The following is a 20,421-nucleotide window of genomic DNA, read 5'->3' as shown; positions in this document are numbered from 1 at the left end:
ACGGTGCCGGCGGGGCTGCGCAGGGCCCCCGCTGTGTGTCAATTGGCGTAGACCCGGGGGAGGCCGGTGTCGTACAACTGGGGCGACTGATAGCGAAGTTGCTGTCCGAATCCCTGGGGAGACCGCCATGCCCGGTGAGGCCACGCACTGCTGGGTCGTGGTGCTGGACATCGAGAACTTCAGCTCCCGGCCCGATCCGATCCAGCGCTCCCTGCGGGCCGGGATGTACGAGGTGCTCCGTGAGGCGCTCGTGCGGGCCGGGCTGGCGGACGACGGCATCGTCACCGAGGACCGGGGTGACGGGGTGCTGATGATCGTGCCGGCGACCGTGTCACCCATCTCCCTGGCCGGCGCCTTCGTGCGGGCCCTGGACGAGGAGTTGCGGCAGAAGTCGGTCGTCTACAGCCCCGCCCACGCCATGCGGTTCCGGGTAGCTCTGCACCAGGGGCTCGCCGCGCGCGACGGTGAGGGATGGTCCGGGGATGCCGTCAACACGGCCTGCCGGCTGGTCGACGCGGGCCCCCTGCGCGAGGTCCTGGCCGCGGCCTCCTCCTCGCGGATGGTCTTCGTCGTATCGGACGAGATCTACCGGGCGGTCGTCCGGCACGGGCACCGGTCCGTGGACCCGGCCGCCTATCTGCCGATGCCGTTCCGGACCAAGCACGGCGAGCTCATCGAGAGCTGGGTGACCGTTCCGGGTTCTCCGGCTCCGCCCGGCCTCACCGCGGCCCCGGGTCCTTCCGGGGGTTCCGGCACTCCGCACGGGGGAGCGTCGGGTGCGGGGAGGCCGGACGCGGCGGGGGCGGCGGCGACGGGGTCGCCCCGGACGCCGCGCGGGACCTCGATCAACGTCGGGACCGTGCAGGGTGACCTGGTGAACGGGGACAAGACCGTCACCGTCCACACGACGGGTCGGGTTCGTCCATGACCACACCGACGGGGGGAGCACCGGCCGTCGGCGGTGCCGCGGGAGCGGCGCCGGCGGCCGGTACGGGGGGCGGGCCGGGTGGGGCTGCGGCACACGCCGGCGCGCCATCCGGCCCGGCGCAGCCCCGCGGCGAGGGCCGGCCCGCCTCGGCGGAGACGCCGGCGGGGGCACAGGCGGGCGGGCCGGAAGGAGGCGGCGCGCAGGGCGAGCCGCCACGTTCGGGTCCCGGCGCCGAGTCCTTCGACGCCACCGGCCGCATGGGGCAGGGGTCCCTGCGCCACGACCGGGTGCGTAACGCCTTCGCCAACGTCGAGGGCGACGTCGTCGGGGGCGACAAGTACGTCCTGCTCATGGGCGGTGCCCAGCGGCGTCTGCGGGCCCTCTCCCCGCTCCTGGACGAGCGGGTGCGCTTCGCCTACGAGGAACCTCCCGGTCTGTCCGAGGCACGGGAGGCGCTGGCGGACCGGCATCTGCTGATCCTGCGCGGCGCCCCCGGCCACGGGAAGACGGCGATGGCCGTCCGCCTGCTCCAGGGCATGGGCGCGTCCGCCAAGTACCACCTGGACAGTGACGTCGACTTCTCCTCCCTGGCCGACCTCCTGGAGCGCGGCGGGGACTCCATCGAGCGCGGCGCGGCGTTCCTGCTCGACCAGCCGTCCGCCATCTCCGGCCTCGGCGGGGAGACGTACGAGAAGGTGCAGGGTGCGCTCGCCCTCGCGGACGCGTGGCTGGTGATGACCGTGTCCAGTACCGAGGTGGCGGACAGCGAGCTTCTGGCGGCCGTCGTCGATGTCACGGAACCTCCCGACCAGTACGGCATCGTCTCCTCGCACCTGCGCTGGCGGCTGGGTGACGCGGTCCGTGACCGGCTGCTCGCCGACGAGCGGATCGGCACGCTGCTGGACGAACTGCTCGGCGGTGACCCGGCTTGCAGGCAGGCGGCCGATCTCGCTTCGGCGATCATCGAGGAGTGGGAGACCGGCCGGCTGGACCCGGAGGGCATCAAGAAGCGCCGTGCCCGGCAGGCCGACGAGGATTTCGACATATGGGTCGAGAGCCTTCGGGAGCCGGCCGTCCGCAGTCTCGCCGTCGCCCTGGCCGTCCTCAACGGGCTGCCCCAGGAGTACGTGGCCACGGCGGCGCGCGCCCTGCGGGAGTCGCTGGAGGACGACCGCCCGCACGTGCTGATGGCGGGGCCGGACGGGGAGCTGCCCCGCGTCAGGGACCCGTTCGGCCGTCCGCGCCGCACCCAGCTGACCCGGTTGCGCGCCCGTGACGTCGTCAAGGAGGACGGCGAGCCGGGCCGCGCGCTGGAGTACAAGGACCCTTCCTACCCGCGGCGGGTCATCCGGCACGCATGGGTCCAGTACGAGATCCAGGACGAGCTGCTGGACTGGCTGTCCGCCCTGGTCGTGCAGCCGGCTGAGGAGGTGCGGGTCTACGCGGCCGCGGCGCTCGGCGCGATCGCCGCGGAGTCGTACACCTACCTGTGCGACCAGGTCTTCCACCGATGGGCGGACAGCGAGAACCCTCTGCTGCGCGACGCCGTCGCCTACGCCCTCCAGGTCGCCTCGCGCGATCCGTGGATCGGGGAACGGGCGAACGTCATGGTCGAGGGGTGGCTCGCCGACCGGAGCCGGCCCTACACGCAGGCCACGGCGGCGCGGGTGTACGGGATGCGGGAGGACCCCGAGCAGGCCGTCGCGGCGCTGGCCCGTCTCACCGTCGTCGACCGGGCGCCCGTGGCCGTAGCCGTGGGCCGAAGCCTGACCGACGTCCTCGCGCGGAGCGCCGACACGGCCGGGCTCGTGCTCCGCACGCTGCAGGAGCGGTCCACCGACCACCGCAGACGCCCCACCGCACTGCTCTCGTTCCTGATCGTCGCCGCGCAGGTGGTGGTGGGCCGCGACGAGTGGGAGACCCAGGGCGAGGTGGAGCAGTGGCCGGCCCTCCTGTATCTGGCGGACCGACGCGAGGAGTTGCGCACACCGTTCATCGCCCTGTGGCGTGAGTCGCTCAACCAGGCGGACTTCGGCGAGGAGGCCCAGCAGGTGCTGCGCAACTGGGCCGCGCTGGCCGAGCGCGATCCTGCCCTGCGGGCCATGTTCCAGCTGATGGTGGGGGCGATCGCCTACGGGGACACGAGGACCGGGCGGATCCTGCGGCGGTGCGCGGCCGACTGGGTCGACCCCGAGGAACTGGCTCCCCTCCCGCTGACCGCCGCCATCGTCCGGACCCAGCTCGACCTGGAGGGTGTGACATGACCGTCCCGCTGATCCTCAACAACCGCCCGCTGGCCCGTGCCGAGCTCGCCTCCCTGCCCAACCTCCCGCCGAACTTCGCGGTCGTCTACCCGTTGGAGGGTGGCGGCTGGGAGGTCGAGTCGCCCCGGCACCGGACGATGACGCAGCGGTGGCTCGGCAAGAACAAGCTCTGCTACGTGGTGGATCTGGGTGACCACCGGCGTACGGCGAAGCTCACCAAGACGCCGCTGACCTGCAAGGACCAGGCGCACCGGTTCGAGGCGACGATCGACGTCGGCTTCAGGGTGCACGATCCGGTGGCGGTGGTGCGCAGCGCGCTGGCGGACGTGCTGAGTGCCGTCTATCCGCACGTGATCAGCCGGATCCGGCCGCACGCGGCACAGTTCGCGATCGACGAGGCCTTCGAGGCCCAGGCCAGGATCAACGGTGCGCTGGCCCTGCCCCTCCAGCTGCCCGAGGGCGTGACCCTCTACTACTGCGATGTGCAACTCCAACCCGACCAGGCGGCAAGGGAGTTCATCCGCAGCCGCACCAAGGCCGGACGCGACTCGGAGATGGGCCGCCTGCATCACCGGGAGGCGGTCGGTCACACCCGCCACCAGGAGACGATCAAGGGCATCGAGCAGGAGTACCGGCTCGAACGGGACAGGCGGGAGAGGGCCGCCCTCGCTGCCGTACGGCTCGACTTCCGGGGCCTCGTACTGGAACACCTGGTGAAGCACCCGGACGACACGGAGAAGTCCATGGACCTCCTGTTGCGCTGGGAGGAGGGGCGGCAGCTGCGTGCCCTGGACCAGGAACAGCGGCAGGTCGAGATGGTCCGGTACATGATCGACAAGGGGATCGTGCGGGAGGTCGACCTGCCCGGACTGCGCCAGGGCGTGCTCGGGCCGTCGGCCGGCGCCCTCGGCGGGATGATGCTGCCGCCGGGCTCCGCCGCGCCCGCGCAGACGGCACCGGCCGCGGCGCAGGCGCATCCGCCCGCGGCTTTGCCACCGGTGCCCGATCCCACGCCGCCGGCCAGCCCGCCGTGGGGAGGGACCCGTCCCGACGGCGCCCAGCGGCCCGGTGGACCGGACTCCGCCCCGCCGCAGGGAGCCCGTCCCCCGGCAGTCGGGCTCGCACCGGTCTACGTCGTCCTGGACACCTCGTCGGCCACCGCGGGCTGCATCACCCAACTGTGCGACTCCCTGAGGTCGTTGCAGACCCTGCTGGCCAACAGCCCGGACGTGACGTCGGCCGTCCGGCTGTCCGTCCTGACCTTCTCCGACACGGCCGACGTACGGCTGCCTCTCACCCAGGTCTCCTGGCAGACGGGGGTACCCGACCTCCGGATGGGCGACGGCTGCCTGTACGAACCGGTCTTCCGCCGTCTGCTGGAGCTCGTGCCCCTGGAGACGGAGCGGCTCAAGCAGCAGGCGTCCCGGGTGAACCGGCCGACCGTCTTCTTCCTGGCCGCGGGCGACCCGCGGGACGGCGGCGGGTGGCAGGCCGCGCATCAGCAGTTGATGCGGCACCCTTACCGGCCGAACATCGTCGCGTGCGGCATCGGGGCCGTCGACCGGCGGACGGTGGCGCGCATCGCGAGCCCCGCCGAGTTCGCCGTCGCGGCGGACCCGCACGCCGAACTCGCGGATTCGGCCGCACAGTTCTCGATGCTGCTGCAGAACACCGTGCTGCACCTGGGGCGGAGCGCGGTCGCGGGGTCGTCCGAGCTTCAGCTGCAACGTCCGCAGGGACTGCTCCCCATCGGATACGACGAGTAGAGGGGTTCGAAAGCGATGGCCGAAAATCAGGGGCAGTTGCTGCCGGTGTACGTACTGGCGGACGAGTCCGGTTCCATGCATCCGTACGTGGGCGACCTCAACGCCGGGCTGGCCTCGCTCCACCGGGCCCTGCTCGGTGAACCGATGGCCGCGGCGAAGGTCCGTTTTTCGGTGCTGGGATTCGCCAACAGCGTGACGGAGCGGCTCATTCTCGCCGACCTGCGGGCCGAGAGCGAGCTTCCCCGCCTCACGGCGAGCGGCGGTACGAGTTACGAGGCGGCGTTCGGCGCGCTGCTGAGGCGTATTCCACAGGATGTGGACACGCTGAAGAGTCAGGGCTACCGCGTCCACCGGCCCGCCGTGTTCTTCCTCAGCGACGGCCAGCCCAATTACGGGGAAGCCTGGCAGGACAGGCACCGGGAACTCGTCGACCGCTCGGTGACCAAGGCGGCGCCGAACATCATCGCCTGCGGCATCGGGCAGGCCGAGGCCGAGACGATGCTCAGCGTCGCCACCCAGCAGGACTTCGCCTTCATCTCGGTTCCCGGGGCGCAACTGGGCCAGTCCATCGCGCGGTTCTTCACCGCGCTCACCAAGAGTGTGGTCGAGTCCGGCAACGCGATGGCGTCAGGGCAGCCGGAGCTGGTCGTCGAGCGGCCGGAAGGCTTCCGGCTCGCGATCGACGAGGTGTGAGCGTGCCGCGTTTCTTCGGGCGCCGGCGGGAGGACGAGGAGGAGCCGTGGGCGCCGCCCTCCGGCCCCTCCGCATCAGCGGACGGACGGGCTCCGGACGGACGAGGGCCGAACGGGCACCTCCCCGTGCCGCGGCAGGATGACGGGGACCGCCCCGTCGTCCTGCCGCCGGCGGGACAGCCGCCGCCCCCGCGCCCTGCGCCGCGGCCCGGGCAGGAGGCGCGGCCCGGCCATGCCCCGGAGCCGCCGGACGAGGGGCAACCGCTGGGTACCGCCCAGCCGGCCCCGCTGCCGGACCACGGCGCCCCGCTGCCTCCCGTGCTCAGGACCCGGGAGCCCAGGTCCCCCCAGGCGCCGCCACCGGCGTGGTCGCGTTTCGTGCTCGGCCGGCCCACCGCCCGGTTCGAGGCGAAACCACCGCCCGCCGACCCCTACCGCCCCGACACGTTGTTCGACGGATGGTCGACCCAGGGGCTGACCGTCCGGCTGGCGTCCGTACGCGGCGACGCACACCGCTACGGCGGGCAGCCGCGCCAGGACGACGTGGTGGTGGCCGCCCACGAACCGACCGGCGCCGTGGTGTTCGCCGTCGCGGACGGTGTCTCGGCGGCCCCCCAGTCCCATGTGGGTGCGGCGCTCGCCTGCCGTACCGCCGTCTCCGACGTGCTGCGGCAACTGGACGAGGGCAGGAACCAGGTCGACTGGAAGCGGGTCGTCGCGGCGGCCGCGTACCAGCTCGTCATGCGCGTGACCCGGGGCGGTGAGCCGACCCGGGAACAGAAACAGGAGGCCCAGACCCTGCTGGCGACGACACTGGTGACGGGCGTGGTGAGGCCCGCGGCGGGCGGACAGCTGGACGTCAATCTGGTGCACGTCGGCGACAGCGGTGCCTGGCTGCTCCACCAAGGCCTCTTCCATCCCCTGCTGGGCGGCAAGGACCAGTCGGCGGACGGGATCTTCTCGTCGGCAGTGGCCGCACTGCCCTGGGTGCCGCCACAGGTGGAGGGCACCTGGTACACGCTCCCCGAGGACGGGGTGCTGCTGGTCGGGACGGACGGGTTCGGCGATCCCCTGGGAGACGGCACAGGGCGGATCGGGGAGGTGATGGCGTACGAGCTCGGCCGTCCGCCACGCGAACCCCAGGCCGTCGCGCAGTTGCTCGACTTCTCCCGCGAGACGTTCGACGACGACCGGACCCTGCTCGCTGTCTGGCCGCGTCACCGCCTCGACGAGGGCCGCGCCACGGGAGCAGCGGGGTGACCGGGCCCGGGCCCTACCCCGGGGCCATGACCACCGATACGGTGGTGAGGGGGCAGAGGTTCAACTCCGGTGGGCAGGGAACGGTGTGGGCGGTCAGGGACCGCACCCTCAACGGGTCCTGGCCGGTCGCGTACAAGGAGTACCACTCCAGGATCCGGGCGGGCCTGGATCCCGGCGTCCTCGCCGCCATGGTGGACTTCATTCCCTCCCTGCCCCCGGGAACCGGCCGGTGGCTCGCCGACTGCGCTGCCTGGCCGGCCGTGCTGGTGACCGACTCCCAGGGCGTGAGCGGTTTCCTGATGCGCCAGATCCCCGAGCGGTTCTTCGTGCGGCTCGCCTTCGCGCCGGAGGAGTCCAGGCCCGCCGGCTTTCAGTACCTGCTCAACCCTGCGTCCTACTTCGCGGTCGCAGGGTTCACCATCACTCCCCGCCAGCGCTTCGAACTGCTCCTGGACTTCGCCCGCACCCTGGGGCGGCTGCACTCCCTCGGCGTGGTCGTCGGCGACGTGTCGCCCAACAACGTCCTCTTCTCGCTGGAAGGGGCGCCCCGTTGCTTCCTGATCGACTGCGACGCGATGGCACTGCGCGGCACCTGGGCACTCCCCCCGGTGGACACACCCGGCTGGGACCTGCCTCCGGGTGAGCGGATGGGCCGATGGACGGGTGACGCCTACAAGTTCGGGCTGCTCGCCGCACGGCTCTTCGCGGGATCGCAGGACGGCCAGGACCTGGCGGTCCTGCGTGCCACCGACCCCGCCGTGGCACTGCTTGCCGAGCGCAGCCTCCATTCCGATCCGTTCCGGCGGCCTTGCCTGGAACAGTGGCTGCAAGCGCTGGCCGCCGCGGTGACCGCGGCCCCCGCGGTGCTTCCCACCCCACCGCGCTCCGGGCAGCAGCCGACCACTCCGTCCGCCCCGCAGGGCGGAGCAGCCGCGCCGCAGGGGCCGCCGCTGACCGTGGCCAACACCCCGCCGGTGGCACCCCGCCTCCCCCACGCGCCGCGGCCGGTACCGGCCCGGCCCCCCAGGTCCAGGGCCGGCCGGCGGCTGGTCGCAGTCGGCCTGGTCGTCCTGGCCCTCGTCTACGGCCCGGACCTCCTACGAGAGTTCGGGGAGGGCTCCGGTTCCACGGGCACGGGCAGTTACGGCCAGGACGTGGGTCCGGACGGCTCCGCCTCCTCCGCACCGCGCACCGAGGAGGCCCAGGTGCGGGCCCTGGGCGGCCTGCTGGAGCGGAACGAGGGCAACCGCAGCGACGTGGGAGCGGCGGTGCGCCGGCTGACCACGTGCCCCGGCCGCTCGGGGCTGCGCGAAGCCGAGGGGGTCTTCCAGGACGCGGCAACCGAGCGGGAGGAGCTCGTACGGGATCTGGAGGCCCTGGACGCGGATCTGCTGCCCGACTCCCTGACGGGCAGCCTCCGGTCCGGCTGGCGGGCGTCGGCGGAAGCCGACCGCGCGTACGCACGGCTCGCCGGTGAGGTGATGAGCGGCTGTACGCCCGAGGCCGTGCAGGCCTCCGTCCACTGGCGGGACGCGTCCCGCGCCAACACGCGGGCGACCCGCGCGAAGCAGGATTTCGTGGGTGCCTGGAACCCGGTGGCCGAGGGGTACGGGCTCTCTGCCATGGCCTGGGACGAGGTGTGAGGGCCGCACCGGGCGGGTGTCCCGGTGACGCGAGGGGATCGGGGGCACCGTCGACGGCTCCGGGCGGCCCTGTGCCCTCGCCGGTCAGTGCCCCTCGCCGATCCGCTTCAGCTCGTCCGGCCTGTCGATGGTCAGCTTGTTCCGCCCGGTCGTCACCCAGCCACGGCCGCGCCACTGCTCGAAGACCCTGCTGACCGTCCTCCGCGAGCTGAGGACGAGCCCGGCGAAGTCGTCCTGCGACAGAGGCAGCGCGATGAGGACCGATCCGTTGCCGACGGGACGCCCGTACGCCGCGCCGAGTTCGAGCAGCAGTGCCGCGAGCCTGGCCTGGACGGCGTGCGAGCCCACGGCGGCCCGGTGACTGTCCGCCTCACGCAGCCGTTCGGAGAGCACCATCTGGAGTGCGAGGCCGATGGCGGGCACGGACCGGGCGGCGGACCGGAACACGGGCGACGGGATCACCAGGGCCTCGACCCGGGTCAGCGAGGTGAGCGTGGCGGAGCGCGGGCCGCCGTCCAGGGCCGCCTGCTCACCCAGCAGGTCCCCGGCGTTCCGGATGGCGAGTACGGCCTCGTAGCCGGCCGCGGAGTTCACGGCGACCTTGGCGCAGCCGCGCCGTATGACGAGCACGTGGTCGGTCAGGTCGTACTGCCGCAGCATCGTCTGCCGGGGCGCGAACGCCGTCAGGGTGCCCGCGGCCCGCAGACGCTCCTTCGCCTCCTCGTCGAGCAGTGACCAGAAGGGCGTACGGCGCGTTCGGCGGTGCGCTGCGCTGTCCATGGGGAGGCGACTCAGGCGAGGGCGACGACGACGGCGACCAGCAGGCTACCGACGACGGCCAGCACCAGGGACTGCTGGACGCGCCGGTGCTTCGTCCACGCGATGCCGCTCATGATCACGAGCTGGCGGCTGAGGGACGGCAGCACCTCGGCGCGGACGAGCCGCTGAGCGAGGTCGTCAGGGGACCAGTGGCGCAGGTGGCCGTAGAAGAGGAACTCGTCCTCGCCCGGGCTGGGCGAGCGGCCCTGCCCGTTGTGGCGGGGGACGACGACGAGAACGGCGAGGATGGCGGAGAGCCCGAGGAGGGCCACGCCCAACCAGAGGACGAACTCGGAGAACCCGGTCACACGGTCGAGGGCCCGGCCGCCGCCGGACAGGGCGGCGATCCCGGCAAGGGCGGCGGACTCCATCGCGAGGGCGAAGGACGCCTTGGCGTCCACCGTGCGGGTCGATTCGTGGAGTGAGGCATGAATCTGCCAGGCGACCTTCACGGCCTCGGCACGGGACTCGTCCTGCGACACTGGAGCATCCCCCGATTCTCTGTACCTCCGCCACTATAGCCACGGCGTGCCCCCGGCCGACCCCGAACGGACAAGCCCGAATGCCGCTCTGAACAAGCCAGTTGGAGCCCCGGCCGGGCGTCGCGCGGTGCGTGACGACGGCGGGGCTCCGTTTCTGGCCGACCGCTGCGCGAGCGCTAGAAGTAGAGCTTCACCTGACCGGAGTGGCGCAAGGGCAGCCAGAAGCGGCACTGGTGGTCGCGGGCGAAGGCGGAGGCCGAGTTGGGCGCGGTGTCCCCGGGCATGAGTTCCTGTACGAGGTCGTACCTGGGCCACGGCGGCGTGCCCGGTGTGTTGGGATCGCCTGTGGCGGCGAACCGGGTCCAGTAGGAGAGCATCGTGTCCGACAGCGCCCGCTGAGCCGTGGAAGCCCGTTTCCACGCCGACGCGGGCTCCTGGAACACATAGGGAATCTCCGCGGTGTGCCCGGCGCCGGGCCCGGCGTAGAGGTCGTAGGCGACGGGGTGGGGATCGTTGAACTCGTAGGCATGCGGTGGCGTCCGCTGGGCGAGTGCCTCGTTCGCCTCGTATGCCTGGCAGGCGAATGCGGCGTCCGTCAGGGCGGCGCCCAGCGCCCGGAGCGTCTACGGATGGCGATAGGCGGACAGTGGGTACTGGGCTGGGCTTCGACCTGGGCGGCGACCTTGCCCCCCAACGGACGCCATCTGGCCGACCGTCCCAGCTGGTCCGGGGGGCGAGGGACGGTCGAGGGCCTGCACGACGTCGGAGACGCCCTCTTCACCGGGGACGCCTCCCAGTCACGGACCGGGACCGCACCTGGGTGATGACGGCACGGCCTGCGGACACCTGGGGACAGGAGCCTTCCGCCTCGTCGACCTCCGCACCATCACCTCCGGCAGCCCGGGACCGGCCCCGGGCCCTCACCCTTCCCGGCCTCACAGGATCCGGAAGGTCGAGGCCCGACTGCGCTGCAGAACCGGGCACATGGGGCTGCGGAGCCTGGTTACGATATGTCTCGGCTCTGATGACTTAACCCCAGAAAGGGAACCCGCACCCATGCCGGCCGAGACATTCGAGTTCCAGGTAGAAGCGCGCCAGCTCCTGCAGATGATGATCCACTCGATCTACTCGAACAAGGACGTCTTTCTGCGCGAGCTCATCTCCAATTCTTCGGATGCGCTGGACAAGCTGCGACTGGAAGCTCTCCGCGACGAAACTCTCCAGGCCGATACCTCCGACCTCCACATCGCCCTCGACGTGGACAAGGAGAAGCGGACGCTGACCGTACGCGACAACGGTATCGGAATGTCGCACGACGAGGTCGTCCAGCTGATCGGAACGATCGCGAATTCCGGTACGGCGAAGTTCCTGCAGGAATTGAAGGAGGCCAAGGACTCGGCGGCCTCCGAGGAACTCATCGGACAGTTCGGTGTGGGTTTCTATTCGAGCTTCATGGTGGCCGACGAGGTCACACTGCTCACCCGCCGCGCGGGTGAGGCCACCGGCACGCGCTGGCAGTCCAGCGGCGAGGGGACGTACACCGTCGAATCCGTCGACGACGCCCCGCAGGGCACCTCGGTCACGCTGCGGCTGAAGCCGGAGGACACCGAGGACCAGCTCTTCGACTACACCTCCCCGTGGAAGATCAGGGAGATCGTCAAGCGGTACTCCGACTTCATCACCTGGCCCATCCGCATGGAGGCCCCGGCCACGGGCGACGAAGGGGCCGAGCCCGGGACCGAGACGGTCAACTCGATGAAGGCGCTGTGGGCGCGGTCGAAGGACTCCGTGACCGATGAGGAGTACAGCGAGCTGTACAAGCACATCAGTCATGACTGGACCGACCCGCTCGAGACCATCCGCATGCAGGCGGAAGGCACCTTCGAATACCAGGCGCTGCTCTTCCTCCCGTCGCACGCACCGCAGGACCTGTTCATGCAGGGGCACAAGCGGGGGGTCCAGCTCTATGTGAAGCGCGTCTTCATCATGGACGACTGCGAAGCGCTCATGCCGACGTACCTGCGCTTCGTGAAGGGTGTCGTGGACGCGCAGGACCTTTCGCTCAACGTGTCCCGCGAGATCCTCCAGCAGGACCGTCAGATCGAACTCATGCGGCGGCGGCTGGTCAAGAAGGTGCTGTCGACGGTCAAGGAGATGATGTCCGCGTCGCCGGACGACTACCGGACCTTCTGGAAGGAATTCGGCCGGGTCCTCAAGGAAGGGCTCCTGCAGGACTTCGAGAACCGTGACGCGATCCTCGACGTCTCCTCGTTCGCCTCGACGCAGGACGAGGAAGGGCTCACCACCCTGCGCTCGTACGTGGAGCGCATGAAGGAGGGTCAGGACCAGATCTACTACATGACCGGCGAGTCCCGCGCCGCCATGGAGAGCTCGCCGCACATGGAGGCCTTCCGCGCCAAGGGCTTCGAGGTCCTCCTGCTCACCGACCCGGTCGACGAGGTGTGGGTCCAGTCGGTGCCGGAGTTCGACGGCAAGCAGTTGCAGTCGATCGCCAAGGGCGAGGTCGACCTGGACACCGACGAGGAGAAGAAGGAGGTCGAGGCCGAGCGCGAGAAGCAGCAGCAGGAGTACGCCGGGCTGCTGACCTGGATGGGCGAGCAGCTGGGCGAGCACGTGAAGGAGGTGCGCCTCTCCTCACGGCTCACCGTCTCCCCGGCCTGCATCGTCTCGGACACCCACGACGTCACTCCCGCCCTGGAGAACATGTACCGCGCCATGGGCCAGGAGGTGCCGCAGATCAAGCGCATCCTGGAACTCAACCCGTCCCACGCACTGATCAGCGGACTGCGCAGGGCTCATGCCGAGCGTGGCGGGGACCAGGATGCCGCCGGCGAACTCGCCGAGACCGCCGAACTGGTGCACGGGCTCGCCCTTCTGTCGGACGGCGGCGAGCTGAGTGATCCGTCCCGGTTCAGCAGGCTGATGGCGGACCGGCTGGAGCGCACGCTGTAGGCCGGACCCCACCCGGAACCGCGGCCGCCAGGAGTCCTGGCGGCCGCGGTCGTGTGTCCGGAGGCGTACAGGACGACGACACGAAACGCCGGGGCGCACACGAGGGAGGAGCGCGGCCGCGCTTCGCGCACGGTGAGACCTTCGGGTCGGGTTCCGGAACGGTCGCCCGACGGGCACTCAGGAAATCCCGAGGCCGTGCTCGTCCCGCACGTTCGCCTGTCCGAGGCCTTGTCAGAGGTTTATCTACGCGCGGAGCTGTCATGCCCGAACGGTCATTCGGGCATATCAGACGACTTCCTCCGGGGCTATTACCGACGGGTACCGCGAGCTGCTACAAACGTGCTCGCCCCACGAACTCCTGCCCCGTCCCCCACACTTCGAAGGGCTGACAGCCATGTCAGTACGTTCCTTCTGGGCCTCCCTCTCCACCCTCGCGATCGGCGCCGCGGCCGTACTCGGCCTCGCGCAGCCCGCCTCCGCAGCGGGCGGCAACTACGTCGCTCTCGGCGACTCCTACTCGTCCGGTGTCGGCGCCGGCAGCTACACGTCCGAGAGCGGCGACTGCAAACGCAGCACCAACGCGTACCCGTACCTCTGGGCGGCGGCGAACTCGCCGTCCTCGTTCGCCTTCGTCGCCTGCTCGGGTGCGACGACGGCCGGTGTGGCCGGCGGCCAGCTGGGCGCGCTGAGCTCGTCGACGACCCTCGTCAGCGTCACGGCGGGAGGCAACGACGTCGGCTTCGCGGACGTGATGCAGACCTGCGTGCTGCAGAGCGAGGCCACCTGCGTCAGCCGCGTCGACACAGCGATCTCGCAGATCCGGAACACGCTGCCGGGCAACCTCGACTCGCTCTACAACAGCATCCACGCGCGCTCCCCGCAGGCCCGGGTGGTGGTGCTGGGGTACCCCCGCTTCTACCAGCTCTCCGGCAGCTGCATCGCCGGCCTCACGGAGAACGAGCGCGGCGCGATCAACAACGCATCCGGCGTGCTGAACGAGGTGCTCGCCAAGCGGGCGGCCGACCACGGGTTCGCCTTCTCCAGCGTGGTGGACGAGTTCACCGGGCACGAGCTCTGCTCGGGAGACGCCTGGATCCACAGCGTGACGATTCCGGTCACCAACTCGTACCACCCCAAGGCGATCGGGCAGTCGAACGGATACCTGCCGGCGTTCCGTTCCGCGGCCTGACGCGCCTGCTCCGGCTCTCGCGGTCCTGCTCACGCGGTCCGGCTCCACGGGAGCCGGACCGTGCGATCCGGGCTCGCGCGCCGGGTCGTACGGCTCTGATCGTGCGGTGCCGAAAGGCGATCCGGGCCATGTCAGCCGGTGTTCTGCAGGCCTGGTCCGGTCAGCCGCCGGTGGGCCGTGAAGCCTTGATCGAGTACATCATCGGAATGCGCGGCCGGCCGGCCGGGAAGCGGTAGTAGCCGTCCGCGTGCCGCTCCAGGGCCCCGTAACGGCCGTAGAGCGTGACGTCGTGTTCGTGCAGGAAGTCGATCCGCAGACCCGCCGCCGCCAGCGCGGAGACCACCTCACCGACCGGATGCTGCCATTCGACACTGCGGTTGTGGACGGTCACCGCGTCGCGGTCCGCGTACGTACCCGGCGTCTCGTCCACCCAGGGGTCACGGCTGAAGTAGTCGTACGTGACCGTCGAGCCGGTCGCGTCGTCCAGGCATTCGCCCAGCGGATGGCACTCCGCGAGGTAGAGGAAACCGCCGGGCGCGACCAGCGACGCGGCGATCTCCGCCCAACGCCGCACGTCCGGAAGCCAGTTCAGCGCGCCGATCCCGGTGTAGACGATGTCGTACGCGGAGTCCGGCACGGCCTCGACCGCGTCGTACACGTCGGCGGTCACGAAGGCCGCCCGCTCCGGCCGCAGGCCGAGGGCACCGGCCAGTCCCCGCGCCGTCTCGACGGCGGGCTCGGAGAAGTCGAGGCCGACGACGTGCGCGGCCCCGCGGCGGGCCCACGAGAGGGTGTCGAGCCCGATATGACACTGCAGGTGCAGCAGGGTCCGGCCGGTCACCTCACCGACCTCCGCGAGCTCGAAGTCGCGCAGGGAGTCCTTGCCGGCACGGAAGGCGTCCAGGTCGTAGTAGTCGCCGGCCGCGTGGATGGCCACGCGCTCGTCCCAGCGGGCGCGGTTGGTCTCGTGCCAGTCATCGGGCGTCGGTGCGTACATACCGCAAAGTTATCCACCGGGTGATGGTGCTCGCCAGCAGTTATCCACAGGCCGCCCGGCGCCGGATCCGTATCGGGTTGGATGGGGGCATGAGCGACACACAGAACGACGCGTCCGAACCGCAGCGGCAGCAGGTGGCCGCGGGAGAAACGCCGCCCGGCGGGGCCGAGCCGCCGGAGTGGGAGCAGCGCTTCCGGGCTGCCCGCGTCTCCCTGCCCGAGTGGGCCGAGGACGCCCCCGATCGCGCACTCTTCGTCTCCAACGCGACGGGGACGTACGAGCTGTACACCTGGGACCGGGCGACGGGCAAGCAGCGCCAGGCCACGGACCGGCCGAACGGGACCACCGACGGGGTCCTGACCCCGGACGGAGAGGCGGTCTGGTGGTTCGCCGACACCGACGGCGACGAGTTCGGGGTGTGGATGCGCCAGCCCTTCGGGGGTGGCGCCGACGAACCGGCGGTGCCGGGTCTCGAGCCCTCCTACCCGGCCGGGCTCGCGCTGGGGCGGGACGGGACCGTCGTGGTCGGCCGTTCGACGGACGAGGACGGCACGACCGTCCACGTGGTGCGCCCCGGGGCGGATCCGGTCGAGATCTACCGGCACCGGGAGTCGGCCGGGGTGGGGGACCTGTCGCACGACGGCACACTGATCGCGCTGGAGCACACGGAGCACGGCGACGCGATGCACTCCGCGCTGCGGGTGGTGCGCCCGGACGGTTCGACGGTCGCCGAGCTGGACGACACGGAGGGCGGGACGAAGGAGCTGGGGCTGTCGGTGCTGGGCTTCGCCCCGGTGGCGGGTGACAGCCGGCTGCTCGTCGGGCACCAGCGCCGGGGGCGGTGGGAGCCGATGATCTGGGACCCGGTGGCGGGGACGCAGACGGATCTCGCGGTCGATCTGCCCGGGGACGTGGGCGGCGAATGGTATCCGGACGGCTCGGCGCTGCTCCTGCACCACAGCTTCGAGGCCCGCAGCGAGCTGTGGCGGTACGAGCCGGGTGCGCCGGTACCGGTCCGGGTGGAGACCCCCGGCGGCACGGTGTCGGGTGCCACGGCCCGCCCCGACGGCACGGTGGAGTTCCTGTGGTCGTCGGCGGCGCAGCCACCCGCCGTGCGGTCGACGTCGGGTGCCGCCGTCCTCGACCCGCCGGGAGCGAAGGCGCCCGCCTCGGTGCCGGTGCGGGACGCCTGGGTGGAAGGGCCCGGTGGCCGGATCCACGCCCTGGTGCAGACCCCGGCCACGGGTGACGGCCCGTTCCCGACGGTGTTCGAGATACACGGTGGGCCCACCTGGCACGACAGCGACGCCTTCGCGTCCGGTCCCGCCGCCTGGGTGGACCACGGCTTCGCCGTGGTACGGGTCAATTACCGCGGCTCGACCGGTTACGGCCGCGCGTGGACGGACGCGCTCAAGCACCGGGTGGGGCTGATCGAGCTCGAGGACATCGCGGCGGTGCGGGAGTGGGCGGTCTCCTCGGGCCTCGCGGACCCGGCCCGGCTGATTCTGGCGGGTGGCTCCTGGGGCGGGTATCTGACTCTGCTCGGACTGGGCACGCAGCCGGACTCCTGGGCGCTCGGGCTGGCCGCGGTCCCGGTCGCCGACTACGTCACGGCGTACCACGACGAGATGGAGGCGCTCAAGGCCATGGACCGTACGCTGCTGGGTGGCACGCCGGAGGAGGTGCCGGAGCGTTTCGCCGCGTCGTCACCGCTGACCTACGTGGACGACGTGCGTGCCCCCGTGTACATCTCGGCCGGCGTCAACGACCCGCGCTGCCCGATCCGTCAGGTGGAGAACTACGTGGACCGGCTCGCCGCACGCGGTGCCGTCCACGAGGTGTACCGGTACGACGCGGGTCACGGCTCGCTCGTCGTCGAGGAAAGGATCAAGCAGGTCCGGCTGGAGCTGGACTTCGCGCTGAGGCACCTGGGACGGGCGGAGGCCGCGGGCTGACACACGACGGCGGAACGGGCGGAGGCGGCGGGCTGACACACGACGGCGGAACGGGCGGAGGCCGCGGGCTGACACGCGGTGGCGGAACGGGCGGCGGCCGCCCCGCCGGCACACGGCGATACGGGGACAGGCCGCCTGACACCTGCCGGCAGGGCGGGTGCCGTGCCGTCACTGCCGGCACGGGGGACAACCCTGGGGGCGAGCGGGGTGCTCCCGCGGGCCGGCCGGCCGTAAGGCGTGGATAAATGGGGCACCCCGCTCCGGGCATGCGGAGCGGGGAACCGTACCGTGGAGGGGTGTACCGGTTCCTGCTGACCCCGCGATGGTGGGGGATCAACCTCTTCGTCGTGCTGGCGATCCCGTTCTGCGTGTTCATGGGCACGTGGCAGCTCGGCCGCTTCGAGGACCGCGTGCAGTCGCACGAGGAGGCCGAGAAGCGGCCCGACCCGGCCGCCCGGGCCGCCGAGCCGCTCGACGAACTGCTGCCTGTGACCACGGAGACGTCCGGCCGCCCTGCCGTGGCCACGGGGACGTACTCCGACCAGTTCCTGGTGCCGGGGCGTGAGTTGGACAACCGCAGCGGCTTCTACGTGCTGGATCTGCTGCGTACGGACAGCGGTAAGGCGCTGCCGGTGGTACGGGGCTGGCTGCCCGGCACTCCGGGGGGCACGAAGGTGCCCGCTGCGCCGGCCGGCACGGTCACGGTGACCGGCGATCTGCAGGCCTCGGAGAACACCAGCAGCGACGGCGTCGACCTCCGGGGCGGGCTGCCCGAGGGCCAGCTCGGGATGATCAGCGCCGCGTCACTGGTCAATCTCGTCCCGTACGACGTGTACGACGCCTGGATCACCCTGCCGGAGCCGGAGGCGGGCGCGACGGGAGGACTGCGGCCGGTGCCCGCCACGGCGGCCCAGGGCAGCGGGCTGGACCTCAAGGCGTTCCAGAACCTCGGCTACACGGGCGAGTGGTTCGTCTTCGCCGGCTTCGTGCTCTTCATGTGGTTCCGGCTCGTGCGCCGCGAGGCGGAGGCCGCGCGGGACGTGGAACTGGGACTCGCGGCCGACGCCGACTGACGACCGACGTCCGACGGCGTGACCCGGCCCTCGCTCCGGTGGAGGCAGGCCGGGGTGTCACGGAGGTGGCCGCAGCTGTGGACGACGACCGGACCCGGTGCGGTCTCGTGCCGGATGTCGGCCGCCGTCACGCGGCGGGCAGCACGCCCGTGCGGTAGACCGTGCCGGAGCAGGCGTGTGTGATCGTGGTCTCCGCCGTCGGCGCCCCGGCCTCGGGGACGTGCGTGACCGCCACGCTGCCGTCCGCCGGGTCCTCGTCCGCGCTGCCGAACTGCGGTGCCGTGTCCGTGGAGCCCGCGGGGTTCCCCGCGCTGCCGTCGCCCGCGCCGACGCCTCCGCCGGTTCCCCCGCCGGCGTCTCCGACGGTGGGCGTCGGGCTCGGCGAACCGCCGGTGGTCGGGCAGGTGTCCGACGGTACCCAGGCGAACTGCACCTCGTACGCCATCGCGGGTTTCAGGAGGACCGTTCCCGGCTCCAGCGACGGATCGGGCAGCCCTGCCGCCGGGTCCCCGGCGGTGTGCTGGACCACGGTGATCTTCTGCCGGTCGGCAGCACCCGTCGTCCTGATACCGACTGTGCCGTTACTGGTGACCGCGCACTCCTTGCCGGAGACGTTGGCGATCCGGAAGGTGCCGTACACCGTGCCGTTCGCATCGGCCGTCCGGGATTCGGCGGACGCGACACCGAGCTGGCCGGGCTCGCACGGCGGCGTGTCCGCCGTGGAGACGTCCGGCTGGTCCTCGGTACCGGCGGGACCGCTGCCCCGTGGCTCGGATCCAGGATCATCCGACGGAGCCGCGGAGGTACCGGCTTCGTCCTCCCCGCCCTCGTTGCCGGGGTCGGCGGGGCCGGCCGGCTTCTCGCCCGCGGCATCGACGCCGGTGTTCTCGCCGTTGCCGCCCTGGGCCTGCTGTTCGTGGCCGGCGATGGCGGGGTCGGCGGTCGCCGACCCGTTCGAGGTCGCCACATGCACGAACGCCGGAACCGCCGTGCCGATCAGCAGCGCGGCCGCCGCGGCACCCACCACCGCCTGGCGGCGCCGGGCGCGCCGCGCCGGCACCGCACGGTGCAGATGTTCGAGCGTGCCGTCGCGGGGCTCGAGCCCCTGGACGGCGCCGCGCAGCATGCGGCGCAGCGCGACCTCGTCGGAGTCCGCGCCGCCCTCTGCACGGTCCCCGCAGTCTCCGCCGTCCCAGCCGTCCATGCGGAAGGCGCCCGCTCGGCCGCCCGTCCCGCCGCCCGCCCCGCCGCCGAGGAGTGCCGTCAGCGGGGAGCCGCCACCGCCCGGTGCGCGGGCGGCCGACCCGGTCCCGAGCTGCCCGGTGGTCCCTCGGCCCGCTGCCGCGCCACCGGTTGCGTCACCGGCAACTCCCTTGTCACCGGCGGCGGCTGCGGCGTCGTCCGCACCGGCCGTGGCCGAGGGAGCGGCCTCCGCGCCGTCGGCCACGCCGGCACCCTGCTCGCGTGCGCCGTCCGGCTCGCGTGCGCCGTCCGGCTCACGTGCACCGTCCTGCACGCGTGCAGGACTGTCCTGCGCCGGATCGGTGTTCGGTGTGCTGTCCGGCCCGTGGTTCACAGTTCCGTTTCCAGTCCGGTCATCGTCGTGCCTGTGCTCGGCCCCGCTCATGCCTGCGCCTCCATGACGACGCGCAGCGCAGCGATACCCCGGGAGCCGTACGCCTTCACCGAACCGAGCGATATCCCGAGCGTCTCGGCGACCTGAACCTCCGTCATGTCCGAGAAGTACCGCAGCACCAGGACCTCGCGCTGGCGGCGCTGGAGCCCCTTCATCGCCTTGATCAGCGCGTCCCGCTCCAGTTGGTCGTACGCCCCTTCCTCGGCGCTCGCCATGTCGGGCATCGGCTTGGAGAGCAGTTTCAGGCCGAGGATGCGGCGGCGCAGCGCTGACCGGGAGAGGTTGACCACGGTCTGGCGGAGGTAGGCGAGGGTCTTCTCCGGGTCGCGCACCCGGTTGCGCGCCGAGTGGACCCGGATGAACGCCTCCTGCACCACGTCCTCGCAGGACGCGGTGTCGTCCAGCAGCAGTGCCGCGAGGCCCAGCAGCGAACGGTAGTGGGCACGGTAGGTCTCGGTGAGATGGTCGACCGTGGTTCCTGCCACCACGGCGCCCTCAGCGCCCTCGCGCTGCGAGGGCAGCCGCGTGGACCGCGCAGCCGGCACGGGCGCGATCACCGGCATGCCACCGGCCGCGCGGGGCCGCCGGAGCGGGCGCACCGAAGCGCCTCGCAACGGGCCCGCCACTGTGATGTCGAGAACCTCTGCCACGCCAGTTGGACACGCTGCCCCCCGTCAGGGTTGTACGCGTACGGCACCTCGTCGGATGCTGTGCGACATGCCCTCATTCGTACCTGCTCTTCCC

Annotated in this window: 16 protein-coding genes; 10 read left to right on the top strand and 6 right to left on the bottom strand. The window is 71.8% G+C overall.

From position 1 onward, the window contains the following. The first annotated feature begins 127 nt into the window (after positions 1-127). The 6 genes from BA175_RS15655 to BA175_RS15625 all read left to right on the top strand — a co-directional run bounded on the left by BA175_RS15655 (position 128) and on the right by BA175_RS15625 (position 8,553). Positions 128-928: a hypothetical protein gene (locus BA175_RS15655; protein WP_069171874.1), complete on the top strand. Its 801-nt coding sequence runs from the start codon at positions 128-130 to the stop codon at positions 926-928. After that, on the top strand, positions 925-3,192 hold the full coding sequence (locus BA175_RS31170; RefSeq protein WP_175420830.1) for a hypothetical protein: 2,268 nt from the start codon (positions 925-927) through the stop codon (positions 3,190-3,192). The genes BA175_RS15655 and BA175_RS31170 overlap by 4 nt, the downstream gene beginning before the upstream one ends. Further along, complete coding sequence (locus BA175_RS15645; RefSeq protein WP_069171872.1) at positions 3,189-4,958, top strand: vWA domain-containing protein; 1,770 nt, start codon at positions 3,189-3,191, stop codon at positions 4,956-4,958. The genes BA175_RS31170 and BA175_RS15645 overlap by 4 nt, the downstream gene beginning before the upstream one ends. Before the next feature lie 15 nt (positions 4,959-4,973). Further along, positions 4,974-5,651: a vWA domain-containing protein gene (locus BA175_RS15640; RefSeq protein ID WP_069171871.1), complete on the top strand. Its 678-nt coding sequence runs from the start codon at positions 4,974-4,976 to the stop codon at positions 5,649-5,651. Between the two features lie 317 nt (positions 5,652-5,968). Beyond that, the gene (locus BA175_RS15630) at positions 5,969-6,910 is read left to right on the top strand and encodes a protein phosphatase 2C domain-containing protein (RefSeq protein ID WP_175420829.1); all 942 of its coding nucleotides are present in this window, start codon (positions 5,969-5,971) and stop codon (positions 6,908-6,910) included. A gap of 26 nt (positions 6,911-6,936) precedes the next feature. Then, a complete protein-coding gene (locus BA175_RS15625) occupies positions 6,937-8,553 on the top strand; it encodes a hypothetical protein (RefSeq protein WP_139131400.1) in 1,617 nt (538 codons plus the stop codon). 84 nt (positions 8,554-8,637) lie between these two features. Here the strand turns inward: BA175_RS15625 and BA175_RS15620 are convergent, their stop codons facing one another. From BA175_RS15620 to BA175_RS29665, 3 genes are all read right to left on the bottom strand, one after another. After that, positions 8,638-9,333 (bottom strand): Crp/Fnr family transcriptional regulator, encoded by a 696-nt coding sequence (locus tag BA175_RS15620; protein ID WP_069171867.1) that lies wholly within the window; start codon positions 9,331-9,333, stop codon positions 8,638-8,640. Between the two features lie 11 nt (positions 9,334-9,344). Then, positions 9,345-9,854: a Pycsar system effector family protein gene (locus tag BA175_RS15615; RefSeq protein WP_079159586.1), complete on the bottom strand. Its 510-nt coding sequence runs from the start codon at positions 9,852-9,854 to the stop codon at positions 9,345-9,347. Positions 9,855-10,030: 176 nt separating this feature from the next. Beyond that, complete coding sequence (locus tag BA175_RS29665) at positions 10,031-10,465, bottom strand: carboxylesterase family protein (protein WP_079159585.1); 435 nt, start codon at positions 10,463-10,465, stop codon at positions 10,031-10,033. A gap of 445 nt (positions 10,466-10,910) precedes the next feature. On the opposite strand from BA175_RS29665, the gene htpG reads away from it, so the two are divergent. After that, on the top strand, positions 10,911-12,827 hold the full coding sequence (htpG, locus tag BA175_RS15605) for a molecular chaperone HtpG (RefSeq protein WP_069171865.1): 1,917 nt from the start codon (positions 10,911-10,913) through the stop codon (positions 12,825-12,827). A gap of 394 nt (positions 12,828-13,221) precedes the next feature. Then, positions 13,222-14,016 carry an SGNH/GDSL hydrolase family protein gene (locus tag BA175_RS15600; RefSeq protein ID WP_069171864.1) on the top strand — a complete coding sequence of 265 codons (795 nt, stop codon included), beginning with the start codon at positions 13,222-13,224 and terminating at the stop codon, positions 14,014-14,016. A 160-nt stretch (positions 14,017-14,176) separates the two neighbouring features. Here the strand turns inward: BA175_RS15600 and BA175_RS15595 are convergent, their stop codons facing one another. Continuing rightward, on the bottom strand, positions 14,177-15,013 hold the full coding sequence (locus BA175_RS15595) for a class I SAM-dependent methyltransferase (protein ID WP_069171863.1): 837 nt from the start codon (positions 15,011-15,013) through the stop codon (positions 14,177-14,179). Positions 15,014-15,102: 89 nt separating this feature from the next. Here BA175_RS15595 and BA175_RS15590 point away from each other — a divergent pair, with 89 nt between their 5' ends. Continuing rightward, on the top strand, positions 15,103-16,968 hold the full coding sequence (locus tag BA175_RS15590) for a S9 family peptidase (protein ID WP_069171862.1): 1,866 nt from the start codon (positions 15,103-15,105) through the stop codon (positions 16,966-16,968). Between the two features lie 296 nt (positions 16,969-17,264). Further along, positions 17,265-18,041 (top strand): SURF1 family protein, encoded by a 777-nt coding sequence (locus BA175_RS15585; protein WP_069171861.1) that lies wholly within the window; start codon positions 17,265-17,267, stop codon positions 18,039-18,041. A 127-nt stretch (positions 18,042-18,168) separates the two neighbouring features. Here BA175_RS15585 and BA175_RS15580 read toward each other — a convergent pair whose 3' ends face one another. Further along, a complete protein-coding gene (locus BA175_RS15580) occupies positions 18,169-19,557 on the bottom strand; it encodes a hypothetical protein (RefSeq protein ID WP_438947330.1) in 1,389 nt (462 codons plus the stop codon). 107 nt (positions 19,558-19,664) lie between these two features. Beyond that, on the bottom strand, positions 19,665-20,240 hold the full coding sequence (locus BA175_RS15575) for a SigE family RNA polymerase sigma factor (RefSeq protein WP_069171859.1): 576 nt from the start codon (positions 20,238-20,240) through the stop codon (positions 19,665-19,667). Positions 20,241-20,421 lie beyond the last annotated feature (181 nt).

This window comes from Streptomyces griseus (assembly GCF_001715295.1).
Classification (GTDB): domain Bacteria; phylum Actinomycetota; class Actinomycetes; order Streptomycetales; family Streptomycetaceae; genus Streptomyces; species Streptomyces griseus_G.
The sequence above is the reverse complement of the archived record's forward strand: the minus strand, read 5'-3'. Positions and strand labels throughout refer to the sequence as shown.

What these genes read in the sequence shown, in the direction of transcription:
- BA175_RS15655 (WP_069171874.1), top strand. Translation starts at nt 128, where the DNA reads ATGCCCGGTGAGGCCACGCACTGCTGGGTCGTGGTGCTGGACATCGAG.
- BA175_RS31170 (WP_175420830.1), top strand. Translation starts at nt 925, where the DNA reads ATGACCACACCGACGGGGGGAGCACCGGCCGTCGGCGGTGCCGCGGGA.
- BA175_RS15645 (WP_069171872.1), top strand. Translation starts at nt 3,189, where the DNA reads ATGACCGTCCCGCTGATCCTCAACAACCGCCCGCTGGCCCGTGCCGAG.
- BA175_RS15640 (WP_069171871.1), top strand. Translation starts at nt 4,974, where the DNA reads ATGGCCGAAAATCAGGGGCAGTTGCTGCCGGTGTACGTACTGGCGGAC.
- BA175_RS15625 (WP_139131400.1), top strand. Translation starts at nt 6,937, where the DNA reads ATGACCACCGATACGGTGGTGAGGGGGCAGAGGTTCAACTCCGGTGGG.
- BA175_RS15620 (WP_069171867.1), bottom strand. Translation starts at nt 9,333, where the DNA reads ATGGACAGCGCAGCGCACCGCCGAACGCGCCGTACGCCCTTCTGGTCA.
- htpG (WP_069171865.1), top strand. Translation starts at nt 10,911, where the DNA reads ATGCCGGCCGAGACATTCGAGTTCCAGGTAGAAGCGCGCCAGCTCCTG.
- BA175_RS15600 (WP_069171864.1), top strand. Translation starts at nt 13,222, where the DNA reads ATGTCAGTACGTTCCTTCTGGGCCTCCCTCTCCACCCTCGCGATCGGC.
- BA175_RS15595 (WP_069171863.1), bottom strand. Translation starts at nt 15,013, where the DNA reads ATGTACGCACCGACGCCCGATGACTGGCACGAGACCAACCGCGCCCGC.
- BA175_RS15590 (WP_069171862.1), top strand. Translation starts at nt 15,103, where the DNA reads ATGAGCGACACACAGAACGACGCGTCCGAACCGCAGCGGCAGCAGGTG.
- BA175_RS15575 (WP_069171859.1), bottom strand. Translation starts at nt 20,240, where the DNA reads ATGCCGGTGATCGCGCCCGTGCCGGCTGCGCGGTCCACGCGGCTGCCC.